Below are 19,757 nucleotides of genomic sequence, written 5' to 3' on the forward strand. Positions count from 1 at the left end.
CACCTACGCAAGGACATTGTTGCCATGAGCCAGAACGCCTCCGCCCACGCCCAACCGCTCCGCCCCCGCGTCGCCGTCGTTGGTTACGGCAGCCAGGGGCGGGCGCATGCCCTGAACCTGCGGGAGTCGGGCTTCGACGTCACGGTCGGCCTGCGTCCGGGCGGCCCGACCGAAGCCAAGGCGCAGGCCGATGGCTTCACCGTCAAGACGCCGGCCGACGCGGTCGCAGGCGCGGAACTGGTGGCGGTGCTGACGCCCGACATGGTGCAGCCGCGGCTGTACCGAGAGTGCATCGAGCCCTACCTGGCGAAAGGCGCCTGCCTGCTGTTCGCGCACGGCTTCAACGTGCACTACGGCCAGATCGCGCCGCGCGCCGACCTCGATGTCGTGCTGGTTGCGCCGAAGGGCCCGGGCGCGCTGGTCCGCCGCGAGTACGAGATCGGCCGCGGCGTGCCCTGCGTCTACGCGGTGCAGCAGGACACCAGCGGCCGCGCCGAACAGTTGGCCCTGGCGTATGCAGCCGGCCTCGGCGGCGCCCGCGCCAACGTGATCAAGACCACGTTCAAGGAAGAAACCGAGACCGACCTGTTCGGCGAGCAGGCGGTGCTGTGCGGCGGCGCCACCAAACTGGTGCAGGCCGGCTGGGAAACCCTGGTCGAGGCCGGCTACCAGCCCGAGGTCGCCTACTACGAGTGCCTGCACGAACTGAAGCTGATCGTGGACCTGCTGTACGAGGGCGGCATCACCCGCATGCACGAGTTCATCAGCGAAACCGCGCAGTACGGCGACCTCACCCGCGGCCCCTACATCATCGACGCGCACGCCCGCGCGCAGATGAAGAAGATCCTGACCGAAATCCAGGACGGCACCTTCGCGCGCCAGTGGATCGCGGAGTACGCGGCCGGCAACGCCAACTACAAGGCCCTCAGGCAGGCCGACCTGGAGCATCCGATCGAAGCCACCGGCCGCAAGCTGCGCGCCGCGATGAGCTGGATCGGCGCCGACGGCAACGTCACCCCTGCCCCGCGCCCGGCCACGCCCGCGGCCAAACCCGAGGCGGCCGCCGCATGAACGCCCGACAAAACGGCGCGCAACTGCTTGCGCGCGCACTCGAGGCCGAGGGTGTGGACCTGCTGTTCGGCTACCCCGGCGGCGCGATCATGCCCTTCTATGACGCGCTGACGGGCTCGAAGCTCAAGCACATCCTGGTCCGCCACGAACAGGGCGCCGCGCTGGCCGCCAATGGCTACGCCCGCGCCAGCGGCCGGGTCGGCGTGTGCATCGCGACCTCCGGCCCCGGCGCCTCCAACCTGGTCACCGGCATTGCCGACGCGTTCCTGGATTCCGCGCCGATGGTGGTGATCACCGGTCAGGTGAGCACCGCGCTGATGGGCACCGACGCCTTCCAGGAACTGGACGTGTTCGGCATGACCCTGCCGATCGTGAAGCACAGCTTCCTGCTGCGCTCGGTGGACGACCTGCCGCAGGTGGTGCACGAAGCCTTCCGCATCGCCCGCGAAGGCCGCCCCGGCCCGGTGCTGATCGACCTGCCCAAGGACGTGCAGCTGGCGGACGCCACGCACCTGGCTCCTTTCGTCCCCGCGGCGGCGGCGCCTCCCCCGCCGCCGTCGCGTGTGGACATTGCCCAGGCCATCGCCGCCATCGAGGCCGCCGAGCGGCCGGTGGTGTACGGCGGCGGCGGCATCGCGCTGGCCGACGCCGTCAACGACTTCCGCGGCTTCGTCGAGTCCAGCGGCATGCCCGCCGTGCTGACGCTGCGCGGCCTGGGCGCCCTGCCGACCAACCACCCGCAGCTGCTGGGCATGCTGGGCATGCACGGCTGCCGCGCCGCGAACATCGCGGTGCAGGAAGCCGACCTGCTGATCTGCATCGGGGCCCGCTTCGACGACCGCGCCACCGGCAAGCTGGCCGAGTTCGCGCCGCGCGCACGCATCGTGCACCTGGACGCCGACCGCCGCGAGATCAGCAAGCTGCGCCATGCCGACGTCGGCGTGCCCGGCAACGTGGCCACCGCGCTCAAGGCGCTGACCGGCGTGCAGCCCGACTGCGCCGACTGGTTCGCCCACTGCATCGAACAGCGCGAGAAGCACGCCGCCCGCTACGACGCCCCGGGCCGCGACGTCTACGCGCCGGCCCTGCTGCGCCGGCTGTCGGAGATCGCACCGCGCGACGCGATCGTGGCCTGCGACGTCGGCCAGCACCAGATGTGGGTGGCCCAGCACTGGAAGTTCAGCCATCCGCGCAACCACCTGACCAGCGGCGCGCTGGGAACCATGGGCTTCGGCCTGCCGGCGGCAATCGGCGCGCAATTCGCCTGCCCCCACCGCACGGTGGTGCTGGTCAGCGGCGACGGCAGCTTCATGATGAACCTGCAGGAGCTGGCCACCGTGGCCCGCTGCCGCCTGCCGATCAAGATGGTGCTGCTCGACAACCAGGCCCTGGGCATGGTGCGCCAGTGGCAGGAGCTGTTCTTCGACAAGAACTACAGCGAGGTGGACCTGAGCGACAACCCGGACTTCGCGGCGCTGGCCCGCGTGTTCGGCATCCCGGCGCTGCACCTGGACAAGCGCGAGGACGTCGAGGACGCGCTGCACGCGCTGATGGCGACGCCGGGCCCGGCCTTCCTGCACGTGGCCATCGATGCGCGCAGCAACGTCTGGCCGCTGGTGCCGCCCAACCACAGCAACGCCACCATGCTCGATGCCGCCGAGCCCGCCGACGCGGCCGCGCCAGCGACGGAGCGCGCCGATGCGGTACCGGCTTGACCTGGTGCTGCGCCCGGCCGAAGGCGCGCTGCTGCGCGTGCTGGGCACCGCCGAGCGCCGCGGCTTCACGCCGCTGGCCATCGCCGGTGAACAGCCGCCCGACGGCGGCGACTGGACGCTGCAGGTGACCGTGCGCGGCCAGCGTGCGCCCGAATCCCTGCAGCGCCAGATCGAACAGCTGCACGACTGCCTTTCCGTGGAGATCGCCCCATGTCCCTGAACCTCTGGTTCGACGGCCGCATCGGCCCGCAGGACCAACTGGCCGCCCCGCTCACCACGCATGCCATGCACTACGGCACGGCGGTATTCGAAGGCATCCGCAGCTACGCCACACCGGATGGCGCGGCGGTGTTCCGCCTGCCCGAGCACCTGGAGCGCATGCGCAAGGGCGCCGAAGCCTTCGGCGCCGCGTTCGACACCAACGAAGCCACCGCGGCGGTGATCGCCGTCCTGCGCTCCAACCACCACCGGGATGCCTACGTGCGGCCGCTGCTGTGGTACGGCACCGGCTCGCTGGGCCTGGACGTGGCGCCGCTGAGCCGGCACCTGATGGTGGCGTCCATGCCGTGGGCGCCGCACCTGGGCGACAAGCCGGTGCGCCTGACGGTCTCGCCCTTCCGCCGCAACCGCGCCGAGGCGATGCCGCCGCTCAAGCTCAGCGGGGCCTACGTCAATTCGATCCTGGCCAAGCGCGAGGCCGGCAGCCGCGGCTACGACGATGCGCTGTTCATCGACGACGCCGGCTTCGTAGTCGAGTGCAGCGGCGTCAACGTGTTCCTGGTCAAGGACGGAAACGTGGTCGCGGTGGACCATCCCGACGCGCTGCCGGGCATCACGCGCGACACGGTGGTGTCGCTGGCGAACGCCACGTCGCGCCCGGTCACGCTGGAGGAACTGCTGGAGGCGGACGAGGTTTTCGTCACCGGCACCTCGGCGGAACTGCTGCCGGTGGCCGCGCTGGATCGCCGCACCTACGGCGCCTCGCCGGTCGCCAACGAGCTGCGCACCCGCTACCTGCGCATCGTGCGCGGCGGCTCGCCCGCGCACGCGCACTGGCTGACGACGGTATGAGCGCCGCCGTCGCCCAGCGCACGCACCCGCGCGCAATCACGCCGCACCGCGCGGGCTTCATCGCCGACGCCGCCCGCCGTGAACCGGTGGCCGGCCGGAGGTCGCTTCTTCCTGGATGCCATCGGGTCCGTGACTGATCGCGCGCCGCCGCCGGAGGACGACGTCGGCGTCGCCGACGTGCTGGCGGCGCACGCCCGCCTGCGCCGCTACCTGCCCGCGACGCCGCTGCACTACGCCGAACGCTTCGGCACCTGGCTCAAGCTCGAGAACCTGCAGCGCACCGGCTCGTACAAGGTGCGCGGCGCACTGAACGCGCTGCTGGTGGCGCGCGAGCGCGGCGACCGCCGGCCGGTGATCGCCGCCTCGGCCGGCAACCACGCGCAGGGCCTGGCCTGGGCCGCGCACCGGCTGGGCATGCAGGCCATCACCGTGATGCCGGTCGGTGCGCCGGAAACCAAGGTCGCCGGTGTCGCGCACTGGGGCGCCACGGTGCGCATGCATGGCGCCAGCTTCGACGAGGCCCGCGCCTTCGCGCTGGACCTGGCGTCCCAGCATGGCTACCGCTTCCTGTCCGCGTTCGACGATCCCGACGTCATCGCGGGCCAGGGCACTGTGGGCCTGGAGCTGGCCGCGCACGCGCCCGACGTGGTGATCGTGCCGATCGGCGGGGGCGGCCTGGCCGCGGGCGTCGCCCTGGCGCTGAAGTCGCAGGGCGTGCGCATCGTCGGCGCCCAGCCTGAAGGCGTGGACGCGATGGCCCGCGTGCTGCGCGGCGACCACAGCGCGCCCGTGCCCGGCGCCACCCTGGCCGACGGCGTGCGCGTGCGGCACCCGGGCCAGATCACGCGCCGGCTGCTGGCCGGCCTGCTGGACGACCTGGTGATCGTGCGCGAGGCCGAGCTGCGCGAAACCCTGGTGCGGCTGGCGCTGGAAGAACACGTGATCGCCGAAGGCGCCGGCGCCCTGGCCCTCGCCGCCGGCCGCCGCGTGGCCGGAAAGAACAAGTGCGCGGTCGTATCGGGCGGAAACATAGACGCCACCGTGCTGGCCGGCCTGCTGTCCGACGTGCGCCCGCGCGCGCCCCGCAAGCCGCGACGGCGGCAGGAGCCCCGGCCGCTGACCAGCGCCGCGGTGCCGCTACGACGGCTTGCTCTGGCAACCCCGCACTCCACCGCCGCAAGCGCCGCACCCGTACTGGAACAGGAGTTGAGCCCGTGACCGCCGACCGCATCCGCATCTTCGACACCACCCTGCGCGACGGCGAACAGTCGCCCGGCTGCAGCCTGCGCCCCGCCCAGAAGCTGGTGATGGCGCGCGCGCTGGCGGACCTGGGCGTGGACGTGATCGAGACCGGCTTCCCGGCCAGCTCGGTCAGTGACATGGAGGCCAGCCAGATGATCGCCGCCGAACTGCGCGAGACCACCCTGTGCGGGCTGTCGCGCTGCACGGTCGGCGACATCGAGGCCGCCGCGCGCGCGCTGGAACATGCCCGCCGCCCGCGCATCCACGTCTTCATTTCCACCAGCCCGCTGCACCGCGAGCACAAGCTGGGACTGAGCCGCCAGCAGGTGCTGGACCGCGCGATCGAGGGCGTGCGCCACGCGCGCCGCTTCGTCGAGGACGTGGAGTTCTCGGCCGAGGATGCGCTGCGTACCGAGGAGGATTTCCTGGTCGAGGTGTTCGGCGAGTCGATCGCGGCAGGCGCCAGCACCATCAACGTGCCCGATACCGTGGGCTACACCACGCCCGAGGAGATCCGCGGCCTGTTCGAGCGGCTGCGCGCGAACGTGCGCGGCGCCGAGAAGGCGGTGTTCAGCACCCACTGCCACGACGACCTGGGCCTGGCCGTGGCCAACTCGCTGGCCGCGATCGAAGGCGGTGCGCGCCAGGTTGAATGCACCATCAATGGCATCGGCGAACGCGCTGGCAACGCCGCGCTCGAGGAAATCGTGATGGCGCTGAAGGTGCGCGGCGGCCGCTACGGCGCCGGCACCGGCATCCAGAGCCGCGCCCTGCTGCCGGCGTCGCGCCTGCTGTCGCGCCTGACCGGCATGGCCGTGCAGCGCAACAAGGCCGTGGTCGGCGCCAACGCGTTTGCGCACGAGGCCGGCATCCACCAGCACGGCATGCTGCGCAACCGAAACACCTACGAGATCATGCGGCCCGAGGACGTCGGCTGGCCGGCTTCGCAGATGGTGCTGGGCCGGCACAGCGGCCGGCACGCGGTGAACGACCGCCTGCGCGCGATCGGGTTCCCGCTGGAGGAGTTCGAGTTCGAGCAGGTGTTCGCGCGCTTCAAGAAGCTGTGCGACCACCAGCGCCTGGTCAGTGATGCCGACCTGCAGGTGCTGGTCACGGGCGACGAGACCGGCGCCGGGCGCGGCTACCGGCTTGCCGCGCTGTCGGTCAGCGACAGCGGCAAGCGCGCACGCGCCCATGTCGAGCTGTCGGATCCCGAGGGCCACCTGGTCACCGAGATCGCCGAGGCCGAAGGCCCGGTGGCGGCCCTGTTCGAGGCCATGACCCGCGCCACCGGCGTGCCCATGCAGCTGGAGAGCTACCAGGTGCACAGCATCGGCATCGGCGCCGATGCGCGCGGCGAAGCCAGCCTGAGCGTGCGCTGCGATGGCGTCGAGCACACCGGCCTGGGCACCAGCCGCGACATCATCGAAGCCAGCGCCCTGGCCTGGCTGGACGTTGCCAACCGCGTGCTGCGCCAGCGCGAAGCGCCGGCGCGCGCCCTTGCCGCCACCGCCTGAGGCCACCATGACCGTTGCCACTGCTCCCGCCCCTACCGCCAACCCGCGCGCTGCTGCCGCGCCGCGCACGCTGTTCGACAAGCTCTGGGACGCGCACGTCGTCGTGCCCCAGACCGACGACGCGCCGGCCGTGCTGTTCATCGACCTGCACCTGGTGCACGAGGTCACGTCGCCACAGGCCTTCAGCGAGCTCGACGCACGCGGCCTGGCGCCGCATCGGCCCGACCTGACCAAGGCCACGCTGGACCATTCCACGCCCACGCTTCCTGCCGACGCCAAGGGTCGCCTGCCTTATCACACGGATGCCGCCGAATCGCAGGTGCAGCGGCTGCGCGAGAACTGCACGCGGCACGGCATCGAGCTGTTCGACCTGGGCTCGGCGCAGCGCGGCATCGTGCACGTGGTGGCGCCCGAGCTGGGCCTGACCCAGCCCGGCATGAGCATCGTCTGCGGCGACAGCCACACCAGCACGCATGGTGCCTTCGGGGCCTTGGCCTTCGGCATCGGCAGCAGCGAGGTCGGTCACGTGCTGGCCACGCAGTGCCTGCTGCAGCGCAAGCCGAAGTCGCTGGCGATCACCATCAACGGCGAACTGGGGCGCGGCGTCGGCGCCAAGGACGTGGTGCTGCACGTGATCCGCGAGATCGGCGTCAATGGCGGCACCGGACACGTGATCGAGTTCCGGGGCTCCACCGTGCGCGCGATGTCGATGGAGTCACGCATGACCGTGTGCAACATGGCCATAGAAGCCGGTGCACGCGCGGGCCTGGTGGCGCCCGATGCGGTCACCTTCGACTGGCTGGCGCGCACGCCGCGGGCACCCAAGGGCGCGGCTTTTGACGCGGCGATGGCGCGCTGGTCGGCCCTTGCCGGCGACGAGGGCGCGCGCTTCGACCGCGAGGTGCGCATCGATGCTCGCCAGATCACGCCGAACCTGACCTGGGGCACGCACCCGGGCACTGCGATCGGGGTGGGCCAGCGCGTGCCTGCGCCCGCGGACGAGGCCGAAGCCAAGGCGCAGGCCTACATGGGCCTGGACGCCGGCGCGCCGATCGCGGGCACGCCGGTGGACGTGGTGTTCGTGGGCTCGTGCACCAACGGCCGGCTGTCGGACCTGCGCGAGGTCGCCAGCGTGCTGGCCGGCCGCCGCATCCATCCGCGCGTGCGCATGCTGGTTGTGCCGGGTTCGGAACAGGTCAAGCGCGAGGCCGAGGCCGAGGGCATCGACCGCATCGTGCGCGCCGCCGGCGCCGAGTGGCGCGAGCCGGGATGTTCGATGTGCATCGCGATGAACGGCGACCTGGTGGCGCCCGGCCAGCTGGCGGTCAGCACCAGCAACCGCAATTTCGAGGGCCGGCAGGGGCCGGGTGCGCGCACCCTGCTTGCCTCGCCGCTCACGGCGGCCGCGTCGGCCGTGGCCGGCGCGGTGGCCGATGCCCGCACGTTGTCCACGACGGAGGCCGCATGAGCCAGGCGCTGACGACGATCCGATCGCAGAGCGTGGTGCTGCGCCAGGCCAACATCGATACCGACCGCATCATCCCTGCGCGCTTCCTCTCGACCACGGTGCGCAGCGGCCTGGGCCAGCATGCGTTCGCCGACTGGCGACGCCGCGCCGATGGCGGCATCGACACCGATTTCGCGCTCAACCGGCCCGAGAACCAGGGGCGCAGCATTCTGCTGGCGGGGCGCAACTTCGGCTGCGGCAGCTCGCGCGAGCATGCGCCCTGGGCGCTGGTGGACGCCGGCCTGCGCGCGGTGGTCAGCAGCCAGGTCGCCGACATCTTCCGCGCCAACGCGCTCAAGAACGGGCTGCTGCCGGTGGTGCTGGACGAAGCCGTGGTGCAGGCGCTGATGCAGCGGCCCGACGATGAACTGGTGATCGACGTCGCCAGCGGTGAGCTGCGCACACCTGCGGGCGAGGTGCACCGCTTCGAGCTGGACGCGTTCGCGCGCACCTGCCTGCTCGAAGGCGTGGACGAGCTGGGCTACCTGCTGGCGCGCCTGCCCGAGATCCAGCGTTACGAACAGCAACGCCACACGGAGAGTTCCCATGTCCTTTGACATCGTCGTATTGCCCGGTGACGGCATCGGCCCGGAAGTGACGCGCGCCGCGGTGGCGGTGCTGCAGGCGGTGGGCCGGCGCTTCGGCCAGGGTTTCCGCTTCGACACGCAGCTGATCGGCGGCGCCGCGATCGACGCGGTCGGCGAGCCGCTGCCGGCGGCCACGCTGGATGCCTGCCGGCGTGCCGATGCGATCCTGCTGGGCGCGGTGGGTGGGCCGAAGTGGTCCGATCCTTCGTCCAGGGTGCGGCCCGAGCAGGGCCTGCTGGCGCTGCGCCAGCAACTGGGCCTGTACGCCAACCTGCGTCCGGTGCGGCCGCATCCGGTGGCGCTGGGCGCTTCGCCGGTGAAGCCGCACCTGCTGACCGGCGTGGACCTGCTGGTGGTTCGCGAGCTGACCGGGGGGCTTTATTTCGGCGAGAAGAAACGCCATGCGGATCGCGCCAGCGACCTGTGCGAATACAGCGTGCTCGAGATCGAGCGCGTGCTGCGCCGCGCCTTCGGCTTCGCGCGCGCGCGCCGCGGCCGGCTGGCGTCGGTGGACAAGGCCAACGTCCTGGAGACGTCGCGGCTGTGGCGCGAGACCGCGATCCGGCTCGGCCGCGATGAGTTCCCCGACGTGGCGCTGGAGCACCATCTGGTGGACTCGATGGCGATGTACCTGATTTCCCGGCCGCGCGATTTCGACGTGGTGGTGACCGAGAACCTGTTCGGCGACATCCTCACCGACGAGGCCTCGCTGCTGGCGGGTTCGCTGGGCCTGCTGCCCTCGGCTTCGCTGGGCGACGGCACGCGCGGCCTGTACGAGCCCATCCACGGCTCCGCACCGGACATCGCGGGCCGCGGCATTGCAAACCCCTATGCCACCGTCCTCAGCGCCGCCCTGCTGCTGCGCCACTCGCTGGGCCTGCAGGACGAAGCGCTGGCGGTCGAACTGGCGGTGGCGTGCGCCCTCGACGCCGGCCAGCTCACCGCAGATCTGGCGGCGCCCGGCCAGGCCATCGGCACCCAGGCCGCGACCCAGGCCGTCCTGGACCACCTGGAAGCCCGCTGCCAGGTCCCCGAACTCCGCGACTGACCAAGCAACTCCGGGGTCAGAGTACGTTTATTTTCGCGGCGGCCTGCGAGCTGCAGGGATGCCGCGAAAATAAACGTACTCTGACCCCGGAGTTTCTTCAGATCTGGGGGACTTCCTGCAGGAGCAGGATCAGGGAGTCGCGCGTTGCGCGGCGCAGGGCGTCGAACTTGCCTGCCATCTCGGGGCCGTCCAAGTCGGCGGTTTCCAGGTGCTCCAGGCCGTGGCACACCGCCACCAGCTGGCTGGCGCCCATCGCCAGCGCAGCCGATCGCAGGTAGTGCGCGGCCTTGCCCAGCGCATCGGTGTCGCGGGCCAGCTGGGCCTGCTCCATGCGCTTCACCAGCTCCGGCGCCTCGTGCACGAACATGCGCACGAACTCGCTGAACGAGCCGGGACGGTCCCGATCCAGCATGCGCAGCAGTTCCAGGGCCTTGGGATCGAGCAAGGGTGCGGCAGCCATGGCGGGGGTTCCGATGGACGACGCCCCTATTCTGGCCGCTGCCGGGGGCGCTGCCTAGGGCCGGGTCCGAGTGCGGGCTCCAGGCCTTTCCCGTATCCTTTGCGCCCCCACATGAAGGCCCCGCAACGGGCGAAGCAGGAGATTCCCATGGCCCTTGACCTGGTGCCCACCGGCCGCGACGTGCCGAACGAAATCAACGTCGTGATCGAGATCCCCAAGGACGCCGAGCCCGTCAAGTACGAGGTGGACAAGGCCACCGGCGCCATCTTCGTGGACCGCATCCTGTCCACCCCGATGCGCTATCCCTGCAACTACGGCTATGTGCCCCACACCCTGTGCGGCGACGGCGACCCGGTGGACGTGCTGGTCATCCTGCCCCTGCCCCTGATCCCCGGCGCGGTGATCCGCTGCCGCCCGGTCGGCATGCTCAAGATGAAGGACGAGGCCGGCGAAGACACCAAGCTGCTGGCCGTGCCGGTGGACAAGGTGTTCGGCGGCTACTCGCACATCCACGACATCGGCCAGGTCAGCCCGCACTGGCTCGAGCGCATCGGCCATTTCTTCGAGCACTACAAGGACCTGGAGAAGGGCAAGTGGGTCAAGCTCGACGGCTGGGAAGGCGCCGAAGCCGCCCGCCAGGAGATCGTGGACTCGGTGCAGCGCTTCGAAGCGAGCCCCGAAAAGCTCAACTTCTGACAGCCTCCTTGTCCCGAACGAAAAGCCGCCTTCAAGGGCGGCTTTTTCGTTGAGGGGGGAGTCCGCCGCTCCAACCCCGGACCATGCCATCGCACTCTGGTTGCGGAACGACCCTCGGTTGCCGCCCCTGACCGCCTGCCCTACGATCACCCACACCCGGCGCCATCGCCCGTGCACGCTGACACGGGGACACGCCCCGCCAACGGAACCCGCATGCGCATCCGACCCCGCCTCCGCATCGGCATCACCGTCTTCCTCGCCTACGCCGCCTGGGTTTTCGCCGCCTGGAAGTTCCGCGCCATCGACTACACCACCGTCGGCTCCGAGTCCGGCCTGATGTTCGCGGTCGTGCAACCCCTGGGCGTGGCGGCCTTGGCCCTGGGCGCCTTCCTGACCTACGCCGGCTGGTGGCGCGCGACGCTGTTCGAACCGCAACGGCTGCACCGGCCGGTGCTGCTGGCGGTGCTGCTGGCCATGATGCTGGGCTTCATCGCAGTGGTGCTGTCCTCGGCGGATTTCGGCACCATTGCGCCCCGGCATCTCCTGCTGCTGGTCGTTGGCACCCTGCTGGTCGGCTTCTGCGAAGAGATGGTGACGCGCGGCGTACTGGTGGTGTCACTGCGCAGCGGACCCCGGTCGGAGGCCTGGGTATGGTTCTGGTCCAGCGCGCTGTTCGGCCTGCTGCACGCCACCAACGCCTTCTTCGGCATCGGCGCGGTCGCCCTGCTGCAGGTGGTGGCGGCCTTTTGCGTCGGCACGGGGCTCTATCTGTTGCGGCGCTTCACCGGCACCCTGCTGGTGCCGATCGTCCTGCATGCGCTGTGGGACTTCTCGACGCTGGCGAGCAGCCAGGGAGGCGGCCAAACCCATGCGCCGCTGCAGTTGGGCATGCAGCTGGGCACCTACCTGCTTTGCCTGGTGCTCGCCTTCATCGCCCTGCGCCACGGGGCGGGTGCCGTCCCGACTCGCGATCCGGCCGGCCGGGGACGCCCATGATCGATCCGCTGAAGCTGCTTCGCGCGCTGGAAGACTTCCTGTTCGAGGCCATCGCGCTGCTGTTCTTCTATCCCGTCACCCTGTACCGCATCGCCCGCCGGCCGCTGGAGTCCATGCAGTACGCCGAAAGCGAAGAAATCGCCGACCGCGAAACCCGCTACGACGACGCCGTCAGCCCGCCCCTGTTGCTCTTGCTCACCATCCTGCTGACCACCTTCGTGGCGCAGTCCGTGCACGCCGGCCAGCCGGTGGGCGATGCGCCGCTGGCCAGCTTCATCTTCGATTCGCCGCAGAACCTGCTGCTGTTCCGCTGCCTGTTGTTCAGCCTGCTGCCGCTGGTGGCCGCGGTAACCCTGTTGCGCAAGCAGCACCAGCCCATTTCACGCGACAGCCTGCGCCCGGTGTTCTACGCCCAGTGCTACCTGGCCGTGCCGCTGGCGCTGGCAGTGACCCTGGGCAGCACCGGCATGGCCCAGCCGGACCCGCGGGTCACGTTCGCGGGTGGGCTGGGGTTCGCGCTGGGCTTCGTGTGGATGATCTGGGCCCAGACCCGCTGGTTCAGCCAGAAGCTGGCGTGGGGCTGGCTGCGCAGCCTGGGCGCGGCCCTGGGCGTGGTGCTCAGCGCCGCGCTGTTCCTGATCCTGTTTTCGCTCGGCGTGATGGCGCTCTAGCCGCCCGCCAAGAAAAAGCCCGGCCTTAGCCGGGCTTTCCATCCCAAGGGACGAGACCCTCAGCGCGCGCCGGCGCGATGCGGATACTGCGCGAAGATCTCGGCGATGGTGCTGTCGATGCGGGTGTCGCGCTGGGCCGGCTTGGTGTTGGCCATGCGGCCCACGGCCACGCCTTCCCACACCAGCTGCTTGGCCAGCGAGTCCACCAAGTCGATGTTGAGCGTGCCTTCGGTGTAGTTGTAGACGTCGTTGCGGTCCACCCAGAAGGCCGAGGACACGTAGCTGTTGTAGCGGTAGTTGTAGTACGTGCGGTACTGCAGCTGCGGCGTGCTGATCACGTCCTGGCGCTCGTTGATGTAGGCATTGATGTTGACCAGCAGCTCCGGCCGGGCCTCGTCGTAGACATAACCGCGCGCTTCGAGCTCGCGGCGGGCGGCGGCCTTCATGCGATTGCTCGAAGGCGTGGCATAGCCCTTGGTCTCCACTGCCAGCGGCTCGTAGAAGGCAAAGGTGCGGTAACGCGAGAAGTCGGCCGAAGGATCAGCGTCGGTGGTGATGCGCGGACCGGTGGCGCAGCCGGCCACCAGCGCGACCACCAGCAGCAGGACCAGGCGAAGGGCGGCGGTTCGGACAGCCATGGCGCATCTCCAGGAAAGGGCCAGCAGACGCTAGCATGCAGCCTTTTTTCCGGATGAACGCCGGCTAAGCGGACTCGGCCCGCAGGCGACGGCCCGGCCACACCGGGCGCGACGCGAACGGGCTCGGGCGGACGGGTCTCAGCGCGAGCCGGCCCGGTGCGGGTACTGCGCGAAGATCTCGGCCACCGTGGCGTTGATCCGCTCCGCCCGCTGGCCGGGCTTCATGCGCGCGACCCGGCCCACGGCCATGCCCTCCCAGGCCAGCGCCTTGCGGCGGGCGTCGACCAGGTCGATGTTGAGCGTGCCTTCGGTGTAGTTGTTCACCGAGGTGCGCTCGGTCCAGTAGGGCGACGCGAAGTAGGCGTTGGCGCGGTAGCTGTAGTAAATGCTGTGGCGGATCTCGGGGATGCTGACCACGTCGGTGCGCTCGTTCATGTAGGCATTGATGTTGACCAGCAGGTCCGGCGTGCCTTCTTCATAGACGTAGCCGCGCGCCTCGAGTTCACGGCGAACGGCCGCCTTCATCAGGCCGCTGGCCGGGGTGGCGTAGCCGTCGGGCTCGATCGCCAGCGGCGAATAGAAGCCGAAGCTGCGATAGGCGCCGAAGTCGGCCTGCGGATCGGTGTCGGTGCTGATGACGGGGCGGCTGACGCAGCCGGCCAGCGTGACGGCCAGCAGCAACAGCAGGCAGCGAAGGGGGTGGTATGCGCGGCTCATGGCCTGTCTCCCGGTAAGTACACCGACGCTAGCATGCCCCGCGCGAGGGGGATGAATGCCCGGTGAGCCTGCGACCCCCCGGGCGACAAGCGCGTGAAATCGTATGCACGGACGGCAGGTGTGGGTTCGCAGCGTATGCTTGTTCAGTCACATCAAGGACTGCCCCATGACCAAGCCATCGGCCTCGCTGCTGGTGCTGTTCGGCGCCACCGGCGACCTGGCCCAGCGCATGCTGCTGCCCTCCCTGTATGACCTGCAGCGCGACGGCATGCTGCCGGCCGACCTGCGCGTGCTGGGCACCTCGCGCAGCGCCCTGGACGACGCCGGCTTCCGCGAGCACGCCGCCGCCGCCATCCGGCGCCAGCGCCCCGGCGGCACCGACGAGGCGCCGCTGCGCGCCCTGCTCGAACGCCTCAGCTACTGCGCCGCCGACACCCAGCAGCCCGAGGCCATGGCCGCGCTGGCGGCCCAGGCCCAGGCGCTGCGCCGCGGCGACATGGTCAGCCACCTGTCCACCGCGCCACGCATGTACGGCCCGATCTGCGAAGCGCTGGGCCAGCAAGGCCTGGGCGGCCCCGGCAGCCGCGTGATGCTGGAGAAACCGCTGGGCCACGACCTGGCCAGCTCGATCGCGATCAACGATGCGGTCGCGCGCGTGTTCGACGAGGAGCGCGTGTTCCGGGTCGACCATTACCTGGGCAAGGAAGGCGTGCAGAACCTGCTGGCCCTGCGCTTCGGCAACGCGATGTTCGAGCCGCTGTGGAACGCGCGCCACATCCAGCAGGTGCAGATCACCGTGGCCGAGACCATGGGCGTGGAAGGCCGCGGCGACTACTACGACCACTCCGGCGCGACGCGCGACATGCTGCAGAACCATCTGCTGCAGCTGCTGTGCCTGACCGCGATGGAGCCGCCCTCGCAGTTCGACCCCAGCGCGGTACGCAACGAGAAGATCAAGGTGCTGCGCTCGCTGCGCGCCATCGAGGGCGCCGACGTCGCCAGCCACAGCGTGGCCGGCCAGTACACCGCCGGCGCCATCGACGGCCAGGCCGTGCCCGGCTACGGCCAGGACCTGGGCCGCGCCAGCCACACAGAAACCTTCGTGGCGCTGCGCGCGCACATCGACAACTGGCGCTGGTCGGGCGTGCCCTTCTACCTGCGCACCGGCAAGCGCATGGCCCGCCGCAGCACCGAGATCTACCTGCAGTTCCGCGCGGTGCCGCACGCCATCTTCGGCGCCAGCCAGGGCGCGGCCCAGCCCAATGCGCTGGTGATCCGCCTGCAGCCCGAGGAGCGCATCTCGCTGGAACTGATGAGCAAGACCCCGGGCCTGGACCGCGACGGCCTGAAGCTGTCGCCGGTGGCGCTGAACCTGGACCTCAACGACGCCTTCGAGAACGTGCGGCGGCGCAGCGCCTACGAGCGCCTGTACCTGGACGCGCTGGAGGGCAACGGCACCCTGTTCGTGCGCCGCGACGAGACTGAAACCGCCTGGCAATGGGTGGATGGCATCCTCGGCGCCTGGCGCCAGCAAGGCCTGGCGCCGCGGCCCTATCCCGCCGGCACCTGGGGTCCGAGCCAGGCCGTCTCGCTTGCCGAGCGCTATGGCCACAGCTGGCGCGAATAGGACCCCGCCATGCCCTGGACCCGCCTGGACCACCCCGATGCCGAGACGCTGGCCCAGGCCTGCGCGCAGTCCCTGGCCGACAGCACGCGCGACGCGATCCGCGCGCGCGGCCAGGCCCAGCTGGCCATCGCCGGCGGCCGTACACCGCTGGCGACCTTGCGACGCTGGGCGGAAACCAGTCCGGTGGATGCCCGGGTCGCGATCACGCTGACCGACGAGCGCTGGGTGCCGGCCGGCCATGCCGACAGCAACCTGGCGCGCCTGCAGGCCTGCTTCCCCGGCGACAGCGGCCCGCGCTGGCGCCCGCTGGTGCCGGCGGAGGCGGGCCCGGTGCCCAGCCTGGCCACCGCGCGCGACACCCTGGCGCTGATGGCAGCGCCCTGGGACGTGGTGCTGCTGGGCATGGGCGAGGATGGCCACATCGCCTCGCTGTTCCCCACCGATCCGCAGCTGGCGGCGGCGATGGATCCGTCCAGCCTGGCCGATGCCGCCATCGCCCTGCCCCAGCCGCTCCCGCCCGAGGCCCCGCACGCGCGCATCACCCAGACCCTGCCGCGCCTGCTGCGCAGCCATCGCCGCCTGCTGCTGGTCACCGGCGGGAAAAAACGCGACCTTCTCGGCCAGGCGCAGCAGCGCCCCGATCCGCAGCGCTGGCCGGTGTCGGCGCTGCTGCACGCGCCCGGCCCGCCGGTCGAGATCCACTGGAGTCCCTGATGCCCCTGCACCCCGTCGTCGAACGCGTCACCGACCGCATCCGCCAGCGCAGCGCCGGCCCGCGCGCAGCCTACCTGGCCCGCATCGAGGCCGCGCGCGAACACGCGCCGGCCCGCGGCCGCCTGAGCTGCGGCAACCTGGCGCACGGTTTCGCCGCGTCCGAGGACGACAAGCCGCGCCTGCGTGCCGGCCATGCGCCGAACCTGGGCATCGTCACTGCGTACAACGACATGCTGTCGGCGCACCAGCCCTACCGCTTCTATCCCGAGCTGATCAAGATGGCCGCGCGCAATGCCGGCGGCACCGCCCAGGTCGCCGGCGGCGTGCCGGCGATGTGCGACGGTGTCACGCAGGGCCGGCCGGCGATGGAGCTGTCGCTGCAGTCGCGCGACGTGATCGCGATGGCCACGGCGGTGTCGCTGTCGCACGAAATGTTCGACGCCGCGCTGATGCTGGGCGTGTGCGACAAGATCGTGCCGGGCCTGCTGATCGGCGCGCTGTCCTTCGGCCACCTGCCCGCCATCTTCGTGCCGGCCGGACCCATGCCCTCGGGCCTGCCCAATGCCGAGAAGGCGCGCGTGCGCCAGCTCTACGCCGACGGCAAGGCCACGCGCGACGAGCTGCTGGCGGCCGAGGCCGCGTCCTACCACTCGGCCGGCACCTGCACCTTCTACGGCACCGCCAACTCCAACCAGATGCTGCTGGAGATGATGGGTCTGCAGCTGCCGGGCAGTTCCTTCGTCAACCCGAACACGCCCTTGCGCGACGCACTGACCGTGGCCGCGGCCGAGCGCGCCTGCGCCATCACCGGCCAGGGCGCGCACTACACGCCGATCGGCCGCACGGTGGACGAGAAGGCCATCGTCAATGCGATGGTCGGGCTGGCGGCCACCGGCGGCTCCACCAACCACGCCATCCACCTGGTGGCGATCGCGCGCGCGGCCGGGCTGCTGATCAATTGGGACGACCTGGACGAACTGTCGCGCGCCACGCCGCTGCTGGCGCGCGTCTATCCCAATGGCCAGGCCGACGTGAACCACTTCAGCGCCGCCGGCGGCCTGCCCTGGACGATCCGCGAACTGCTGGCCGGCGGCCTGCTGCATCCCGACATCGCCTGCGTCGGCGGCGGCGACCTGCACGCGCAGGCGCAGGAGCCCTGGCTGGACGAAGGCCGGCTGCGCTGGCGCGACCCGCCCGCGCACAGTGGCGATGCCGCCGTGCTGCGGCCGCTGGCCAATCCCTTCGACTCCGAAGGCGGACTGCGCCGGCTCGAGGGCAACCTGGGCCGCGCCATCGTCAAGGTGTCGGCGGTGAAGCCTGAGCACCAGCGCATCGAGGCGCCGGCGAGGATCTTCGAATCCCAGGACGAAATGCTGGGCGCGTTCAAGGCCGGCCAGCTTACCGGCGACTTTGTCGCCGTGGTCCGCGGCCAGGGTCCGCGCGCCAACGGCATGCCCGAGTTGCACAAGCTCACGCCCACGCTGGGCCTGATGCAGGACCGCGGCCAGCGCGTGGCCCTGCTCACCGACGGCCGCATGTCCGGCGCCTCGGGCAAGGTGCTGGCGGCGATCCACGTGGTGCCCGAGGCCGTCTGCGGCGGCGGCATCGCCCGCCTGCGCGAGGGCGACACCGTGCGCATCGACAGCGAAGCCGGCGTGCTGCAGGCGCTGGTCGACACCGCCACCTGGGACGCGCGTGAACCGTTGCGACCCGACAGCACCGCCAGCCACCACGGCGTGGGCCGCGAGCTGTTCGGCCTGATGCGCGCCCACGCCAATTCGGCGGAAGAAGGCGGCAGCGCCTTGTTCACGGAGGGCTGAGATGAACCCGTCCATCCTGCACGGTGACCTGATCGCCGACATCGGCGGCACCAATGCGCGCTTTGCGATGACCGACCCGGCCGCGCCCGAGCCCGGCCTGTTCGAAGTGCACAACCTGCCCAATGCGAACTTCGCCAGCCTGCAGCACGCGGCCGAACACTACCTCGCGCTCACCGGCGCGCGCCCGCGGCGCGCCGCCATCGCCGTGGCCTCGCCGGTGGCCGGCGATGAAATCCGCCTCACCAACCGCGCCTGGTCCTTCAGCCGCACCGAACTGCAGGCCAGCCTGGGCCTGGCGCAGCTGGAAATCATCAATGACTTCGGCGCGGTGGCCTGGGCGGTGCCCGAGCTGCAGGCGAAGGACCGCGTGATCCTGCACGGCACAGCCGATGCGCCGCTGCGTGGGCCGGTGTCGGTGCTCGGCCCGGGCACCGGCCTGGGCGTCGGCCTGCTGGTGGGCGAGCCGGGCGACTGGCGCGTGGTCGAGACCGAAGGCGGCCACGCCAGCCACGCGCCGCTGGGCGACGAGGAGCTGGCGATCACGCGCTGGGTCAGCGCGCGGCATGGCCGCTGCTCGACCGAACGCCTGCTGTCGGGCACCGGCCTGTCCTACATCGATGCCGCGCTGTCGGGCGTGCCCGCAGGCAGCAGCGAGGCGCCGCTGCGCGACCCCGCGCAGATCGTCGATGCCGCGCTGGAAGGCCACGACCTGGTCGCGCGCCGCACCCTGGCGCGTTTCTGCGCGATGCTCGGCAGCGTCGCCGGCGATACCGCGCTGATCCACGGCGCGCGCCTGGTGGTGATCGCCGGCGGCATCGTGCCGCGCTTCATTCCCTTCCTGCGCGCCAGCGCCTTCCGCGAGCGCTTCCTGGCCAAGGGCCGATTCGCCGCACACCTGGAAAACGTGCCGATCCACCTGGTCACCCACGCCTCGCCCGGCCTGCTGGGTGCGGCCGTCGCGCTGCGCCACCGCGGGAGCGCGCCATGAGCGCCGCCCGGCTGGACCCGATCCTGGCGCGCGCGCCGGTGCTGCCCGTGCTGGCCTTCGACCGGCTGGAAGATGCCGTGCCCCTGGCCCGCACCCTGGTGGCCCATGGCCTGCCCGTGCTCGAGATCACCCTGCGCAGCGCGATCGCGCTGGAAGCGATCCGCCGCGTGATCAGCGAAGTCGAGGGCGCCGTGGTCGGCGCCGGCACGGTGCTCACGCGCGCGGACTACGCCGCGGTGACCGCCGCGGGCGCGGCCTTCGCCATTTCCCCGGGCGCGACGCCGGCCCTGTACGACGCCGCCGCCGACAGCGACGTGCCCTTCCTGCCGGGCGTGGCCACGGCCAGCGAACTGATGGCGGGGCTGGAGCGCGGACTGACGCGCTTCAAGCTGTTCCCGGCGGCCAGCGTCGGCGGCATCGCCCTGCTGCGCTCGTTCGCCGGACCCTTCCCGGGCGTGCGCTTCTGCCCCACCGGCGGCATCGACGCCGCCAGCGCCCCGGCCTACCTGGCCCTGGACAACGTGCTCACGGTCGGCGGGTCCTGGATGGCGCCGCCGGCCCGGGTGGCCGCGGGCGACTGGGACGGCATTGCCGCCCTGGCGCGGGCCTGCGCGGCCCTGCGCCCTTCACCGGGCTGAATTGTCCCGGGACAAGCCAAACGGGGGCGAATGG

20 protein-coding genes are annotated in these 19,757 nt (G+C 71.2%); 17 read left to right on the top strand and 3 right to left on the bottom strand.

Annotated elements, in window-relative coordinates:
• The first annotated feature begins 24 nt into the window (after positions 1 to 24).
• From ilvC to leuB, 9 genes are all read left to right on the top strand, one after another.
• On the top strand, positions 25 to 1,071 hold the full coding sequence (gene ilvC, locus ACOQFR_RS01620; RefSeq protein ID WP_421377835.1) for a ketol-acid reductoisomerase: 1,047 nt from the start codon (positions 25 to 27) through the stop codon (positions 1,069 to 1,071).
• Positions 1,068 to 2,786 (top strand): acetolactate synthase 2 catalytic subunit, encoded by a 1,719-nt coding sequence (ilvG, locus tag ACOQFR_RS01625; protein WP_421377836.1) that lies wholly within the window; start codon positions 1,068 to 1,070, stop codon positions 2,784 to 2,786. The genes ilvC and ilvG overlap by 4 nt, the downstream gene beginning before the upstream one ends.
• The gene (locus ACOQFR_RS01630) at positions 2,770 to 3,006 is read left to right on the top strand and encodes an ACT domain-containing protein (RefSeq protein ID WP_421377837.1); all 237 of its coding nucleotides are present in this window, start codon (positions 2,770 to 2,772) and stop codon (positions 3,004 to 3,006) included. Before ilvG ends, ACOQFR_RS01630 begins: the two co-directional genes overlap by 17 nt.
• Positions 2,997 to 3,857, top strand: coding sequence for an aminotransferase class IV (locus ACOQFR_RS01635; protein WP_421377838.1), 861 nt, complete (start codon positions 2,997 to 2,999; stop codon positions 3,855 to 3,857). Before ACOQFR_RS01630 ends, ACOQFR_RS01635 begins: the two co-directional genes overlap by 10 nt.
• 129 nt (positions 3,858 to 3,986) lie before the next feature.
• Positions 3,987 to 5,075 carry a threonine dehydratase gene (locus ACOQFR_RS01640; protein ID WP_421377839.1) on the top strand — a complete coding sequence of 363 codons (1,089 nt, stop codon included), beginning with the start codon at positions 3,987 to 3,989 and terminating at the stop codon, positions 5,073 to 5,075.
• Positions 5,072 to 6,616, top strand: coding sequence for a 2-isopropylmalate synthase (locus ACOQFR_RS01645; protein WP_421377840.1), 1,545 nt, complete (start codon positions 5,072 to 5,074; stop codon positions 6,614 to 6,616). The genes ACOQFR_RS01640 and ACOQFR_RS01645 overlap by 4 nt, the downstream gene beginning before the upstream one ends.
• 7 nt (positions 6,617 to 6,623) lie before the next feature.
• Entirely contained in the window at positions 6,624 to 8,084 is a 1,461-nt protein-coding gene (leuC, locus tag ACOQFR_RS01650; protein ID WP_421377841.1) for a 3-isopropylmalate dehydratase large subunit, read from the top strand.
• The gene (leuD, locus tag ACOQFR_RS01655; RefSeq protein ID WP_421377842.1) at positions 8,081 to 8,680 is read left to right on the top strand and encodes a 3-isopropylmalate dehydratase small subunit; all 600 of its coding nucleotides are present in this window, start codon (positions 8,081 to 8,083) and stop codon (positions 8,678 to 8,680) included. The genes leuC and leuD overlap by 4 nt, the downstream gene beginning before the upstream one ends.
• Complete coding sequence (leuB, locus tag ACOQFR_RS01660) at positions 8,670 to 9,758, top strand: 3-isopropylmalate dehydrogenase (RefSeq protein ID WP_421377843.1); 1,089 nt, start codon at positions 8,670 to 8,672, stop codon at positions 9,756 to 9,758. Before leuD ends, leuB begins: the two co-directional genes overlap by 11 nt.
• Positions 9,759 to 9,855: 97 nt before the next feature.
• Here leuB and ACOQFR_RS01665 read toward each other — a convergent pair whose 3' ends face one another.
• Positions 9,856 to 10,218, bottom strand: a complete 363-nt coding sequence (locus tag ACOQFR_RS01665) for an Hpt domain-containing protein (protein WP_421377844.1) — start codon at positions 10,216 to 10,218, stop codon at positions 9,856 to 9,858.
• A gap of 147 nt (positions 10,219 to 10,365) precedes the next feature.
• Between ACOQFR_RS01665 and ppa the strand changes: the two genes are divergently transcribed.
• From ppa to ACOQFR_RS01680, 3 genes are all read left to right on the top strand, one after another.
• Positions 10,366 to 10,914, top strand: coding sequence for an inorganic diphosphatase (ppa, locus tag ACOQFR_RS01670; protein WP_421377845.1), 549 nt, complete (start codon positions 10,366 to 10,368; stop codon positions 10,912 to 10,914).
• 213 nt (positions 10,915 to 11,127) lie between these two features.
• Complete coding sequence (locus ACOQFR_RS01675; protein ID WP_421377846.1) at positions 11,128 to 11,910, top strand: CPBP family intramembrane glutamic endopeptidase; 783 nt, start codon at positions 11,128 to 11,130, stop codon at positions 11,908 to 11,910.
• Entirely contained in the window at positions 11,907 to 12,581 is a 675-nt protein-coding gene (locus ACOQFR_RS01680) for a hypothetical protein (protein ID WP_421377847.1), read from the top strand. Before ACOQFR_RS01675 ends, ACOQFR_RS01680 begins: the two co-directional genes overlap by 4 nt.
• Positions 12,582 to 12,640: 59 nt before the next feature.
• Here ACOQFR_RS01680 and ACOQFR_RS01685 read toward each other — a convergent pair whose 3' ends face one another.
• Together ACOQFR_RS01685 and ACOQFR_RS01690 are read right to left on the bottom strand one after the other, a co-directional pair.
• A complete protein-coding gene (locus ACOQFR_RS01685) occupies positions 12,641 to 13,219 on the bottom strand; it encodes a DUF4136 domain-containing protein (protein ID WP_421377848.1) in 579 nt (192 codons plus the stop codon).
• A 138-nt stretch (positions 13,220 to 13,357) separates the two neighbouring features.
• Positions 13,358 to 13,936: a DUF4136 domain-containing protein gene (locus ACOQFR_RS01690; protein WP_421377849.1), complete on the bottom strand. Its 579-nt coding sequence runs from the start codon at positions 13,934 to 13,936 to the stop codon at positions 13,358 to 13,360.
• Positions 13,937 to 14,102: 166 nt separating this feature from the next.
• On the opposite strand from ACOQFR_RS01690, the gene zwf reads away from it, so the two are divergent.
• From zwf to eda, 5 genes are read left to right on the top strand one after another with little or no spacing between them, the layout of a single operon-like run.
• The gene (gene zwf, locus ACOQFR_RS01695; protein WP_421377850.1) at positions 14,103 to 15,563 is read left to right on the top strand and encodes a glucose-6-phosphate dehydrogenase; all 1,461 of its coding nucleotides are present in this window, start codon (positions 14,103 to 14,105) and stop codon (positions 15,561 to 15,563) included.
• 9 nt (positions 15,564 to 15,572) lie between these two features.
• The gene (gene pgl / locus ACOQFR_RS01700) at positions 15,573 to 16,277 is read left to right on the top strand and encodes a 6-phosphogluconolactonase (protein ID WP_421377851.1); all 705 of its coding nucleotides are present in this window, start codon (positions 15,573 to 15,575) and stop codon (positions 16,275 to 16,277) included.
• Positions 16,277 to 18,097 (top strand): phosphogluconate dehydratase, encoded by a 1,821-nt coding sequence (gene edd, locus ACOQFR_RS01705; protein WP_421377852.1) that lies wholly within the window; start codon positions 16,277 to 16,279, stop codon positions 18,095 to 18,097. The genes pgl and edd overlap by 1 nt, the downstream gene beginning before the upstream one ends.
• A 1-nt stretch (position 18,098) precedes the next feature.
• Positions 18,099 to 19,085, top strand: coding sequence for a glucokinase (gene glk, locus ACOQFR_RS01710; protein WP_421377853.1), 987 nt, complete (start codon positions 18,099 to 18,101; stop codon positions 19,083 to 19,085).
• A complete protein-coding gene (eda, locus tag ACOQFR_RS01715) occupies positions 19,082 to 19,723 on the top strand; it encodes a bifunctional 4-hydroxy-2-oxoglutarate aldolase/2-dehydro-3-deoxy-phosphogluconate aldolase (protein ID WP_421377854.1) in 642 nt (213 codons plus the stop codon). Before glk ends, eda begins: the two co-directional genes overlap by 4 nt.
• Positions 19,724 to 19,757: the final 34 nt, after the last annotated feature.

Origin of the sequence: Arenimonas sp. MALMAid1274, assembly GCF_049195245.1 — a bacterium.
Taxonomy (GTDB): Bacteria; Pseudomonadota; Gammaproteobacteria; order Xanthomonadales; family Xanthomonadaceae; genus Arenimonas.

What these genes read in the sequence shown, in the direction of transcription:
- ACOQFR_RS01630 (WP_421377837.1), top strand. Translation starts at nt 2,770, where the DNA reads ATGCGGTACCGGCTTGACCTGGTGCTGCGCCCGGCCGAAGGCGCGCTG.
- glk (WP_421377853.1), top strand. Translation starts at nt 18,099, where the DNA reads ATGAACCCGTCCATCCTGCACGGTGACCTGATCGCCGACATCGGCGGC.
- ACOQFR_RS01635 (WP_421377838.1), top strand. Translation starts at nt 2,997, where the DNA reads ATGTCCCTGAACCTCTGGTTCGACGGCCGCATCGGCCCGCAGGACCAA.
- leuC (WP_421377841.1), top strand. Translation starts at nt 6,624, where the DNA reads ATGACCGTTGCCACTGCTCCCGCCCCTACCGCCAACCCGCGCGCTGCT.
- ilvG (WP_421377836.1), top strand. Translation starts at nt 1,068, where the DNA reads ATGAACGCCCGACAAAACGGCGCGCAACTGCTTGCGCGCGCACTCGAG.
- leuD (WP_421377842.1), top strand. Translation starts at nt 8,081, where the DNA reads ATGAGCCAGGCGCTGACGACGATCCGATCGCAGAGCGTGGTGCTGCGC.
- leuB (WP_421377843.1), top strand. Translation starts at nt 8,670, where the DNA reads ATGTCCTTTGACATCGTCGTATTGCCCGGTGACGGCATCGGCCCGGAA.
- ilvC (WP_421377835.1), top strand. Translation starts at nt 25, where the DNA reads ATGAGCCAGAACGCCTCCGCCCACGCCCAACCGCTCCGCCCCCGCGTC.
- ppa (WP_421377845.1), top strand. Translation starts at nt 10,366, where the DNA reads ATGGCCCTTGACCTGGTGCCCACCGGCCGCGACGTGCCGAACGAAATC.
- zwf (WP_421377850.1), top strand. Translation starts at nt 14,103, where the DNA reads ATGACCAAGCCATCGGCCTCGCTGCTGGTGCTGTTCGGCGCCACCGGC.
- ACOQFR_RS01690 (WP_421377849.1), bottom strand. Translation starts at nt 13,936, where the DNA reads ATGAGCCGCGCATACCACCCCCTTCGCTGCCTGCTGTTGCTGCTGGCC.
- ACOQFR_RS01675 (WP_421377846.1), top strand. Translation starts at nt 11,128, where the DNA reads ATGCGCATCCGACCCCGCCTCCGCATCGGCATCACCGTCTTCCTCGCC.
- eda (WP_421377854.1), top strand. Translation starts at nt 19,082, where the DNA reads ATGAGCGCCGCCCGGCTGGACCCGATCCTGGCGCGCGCGCCGGTGCTG.
- pgl (WP_421377851.1), top strand. Translation starts at nt 15,573, where the DNA reads ATGCCCTGGACCCGCCTGGACCACCCCGATGCCGAGACGCTGGCCCAG.
- ACOQFR_RS01685 (WP_421377848.1), bottom strand. Translation starts at nt 13,219, where the DNA reads ATGGCTGTCCGAACCGCCGCCCTTCGCCTGGTCCTGCTGCTGGTGGTC.
- edd (WP_421377852.1), top strand. Translation starts at nt 16,277, where the DNA reads ATGCCCCTGCACCCCGTCGTCGAACGCGTCACCGACCGCATCCGCCAG.
- ACOQFR_RS01680 (WP_421377847.1), top strand. Translation starts at nt 11,907, where the DNA reads ATGATCGATCCGCTGAAGCTGCTTCGCGCGCTGGAAGACTTCCTGTTC.
- ACOQFR_RS01665 (WP_421377844.1), bottom strand. Translation starts at nt 10,218, where the DNA reads ATGGCTGCCGCACCCTTGCTCGATCCCAAGGCCCTGGAACTGCTGCGC.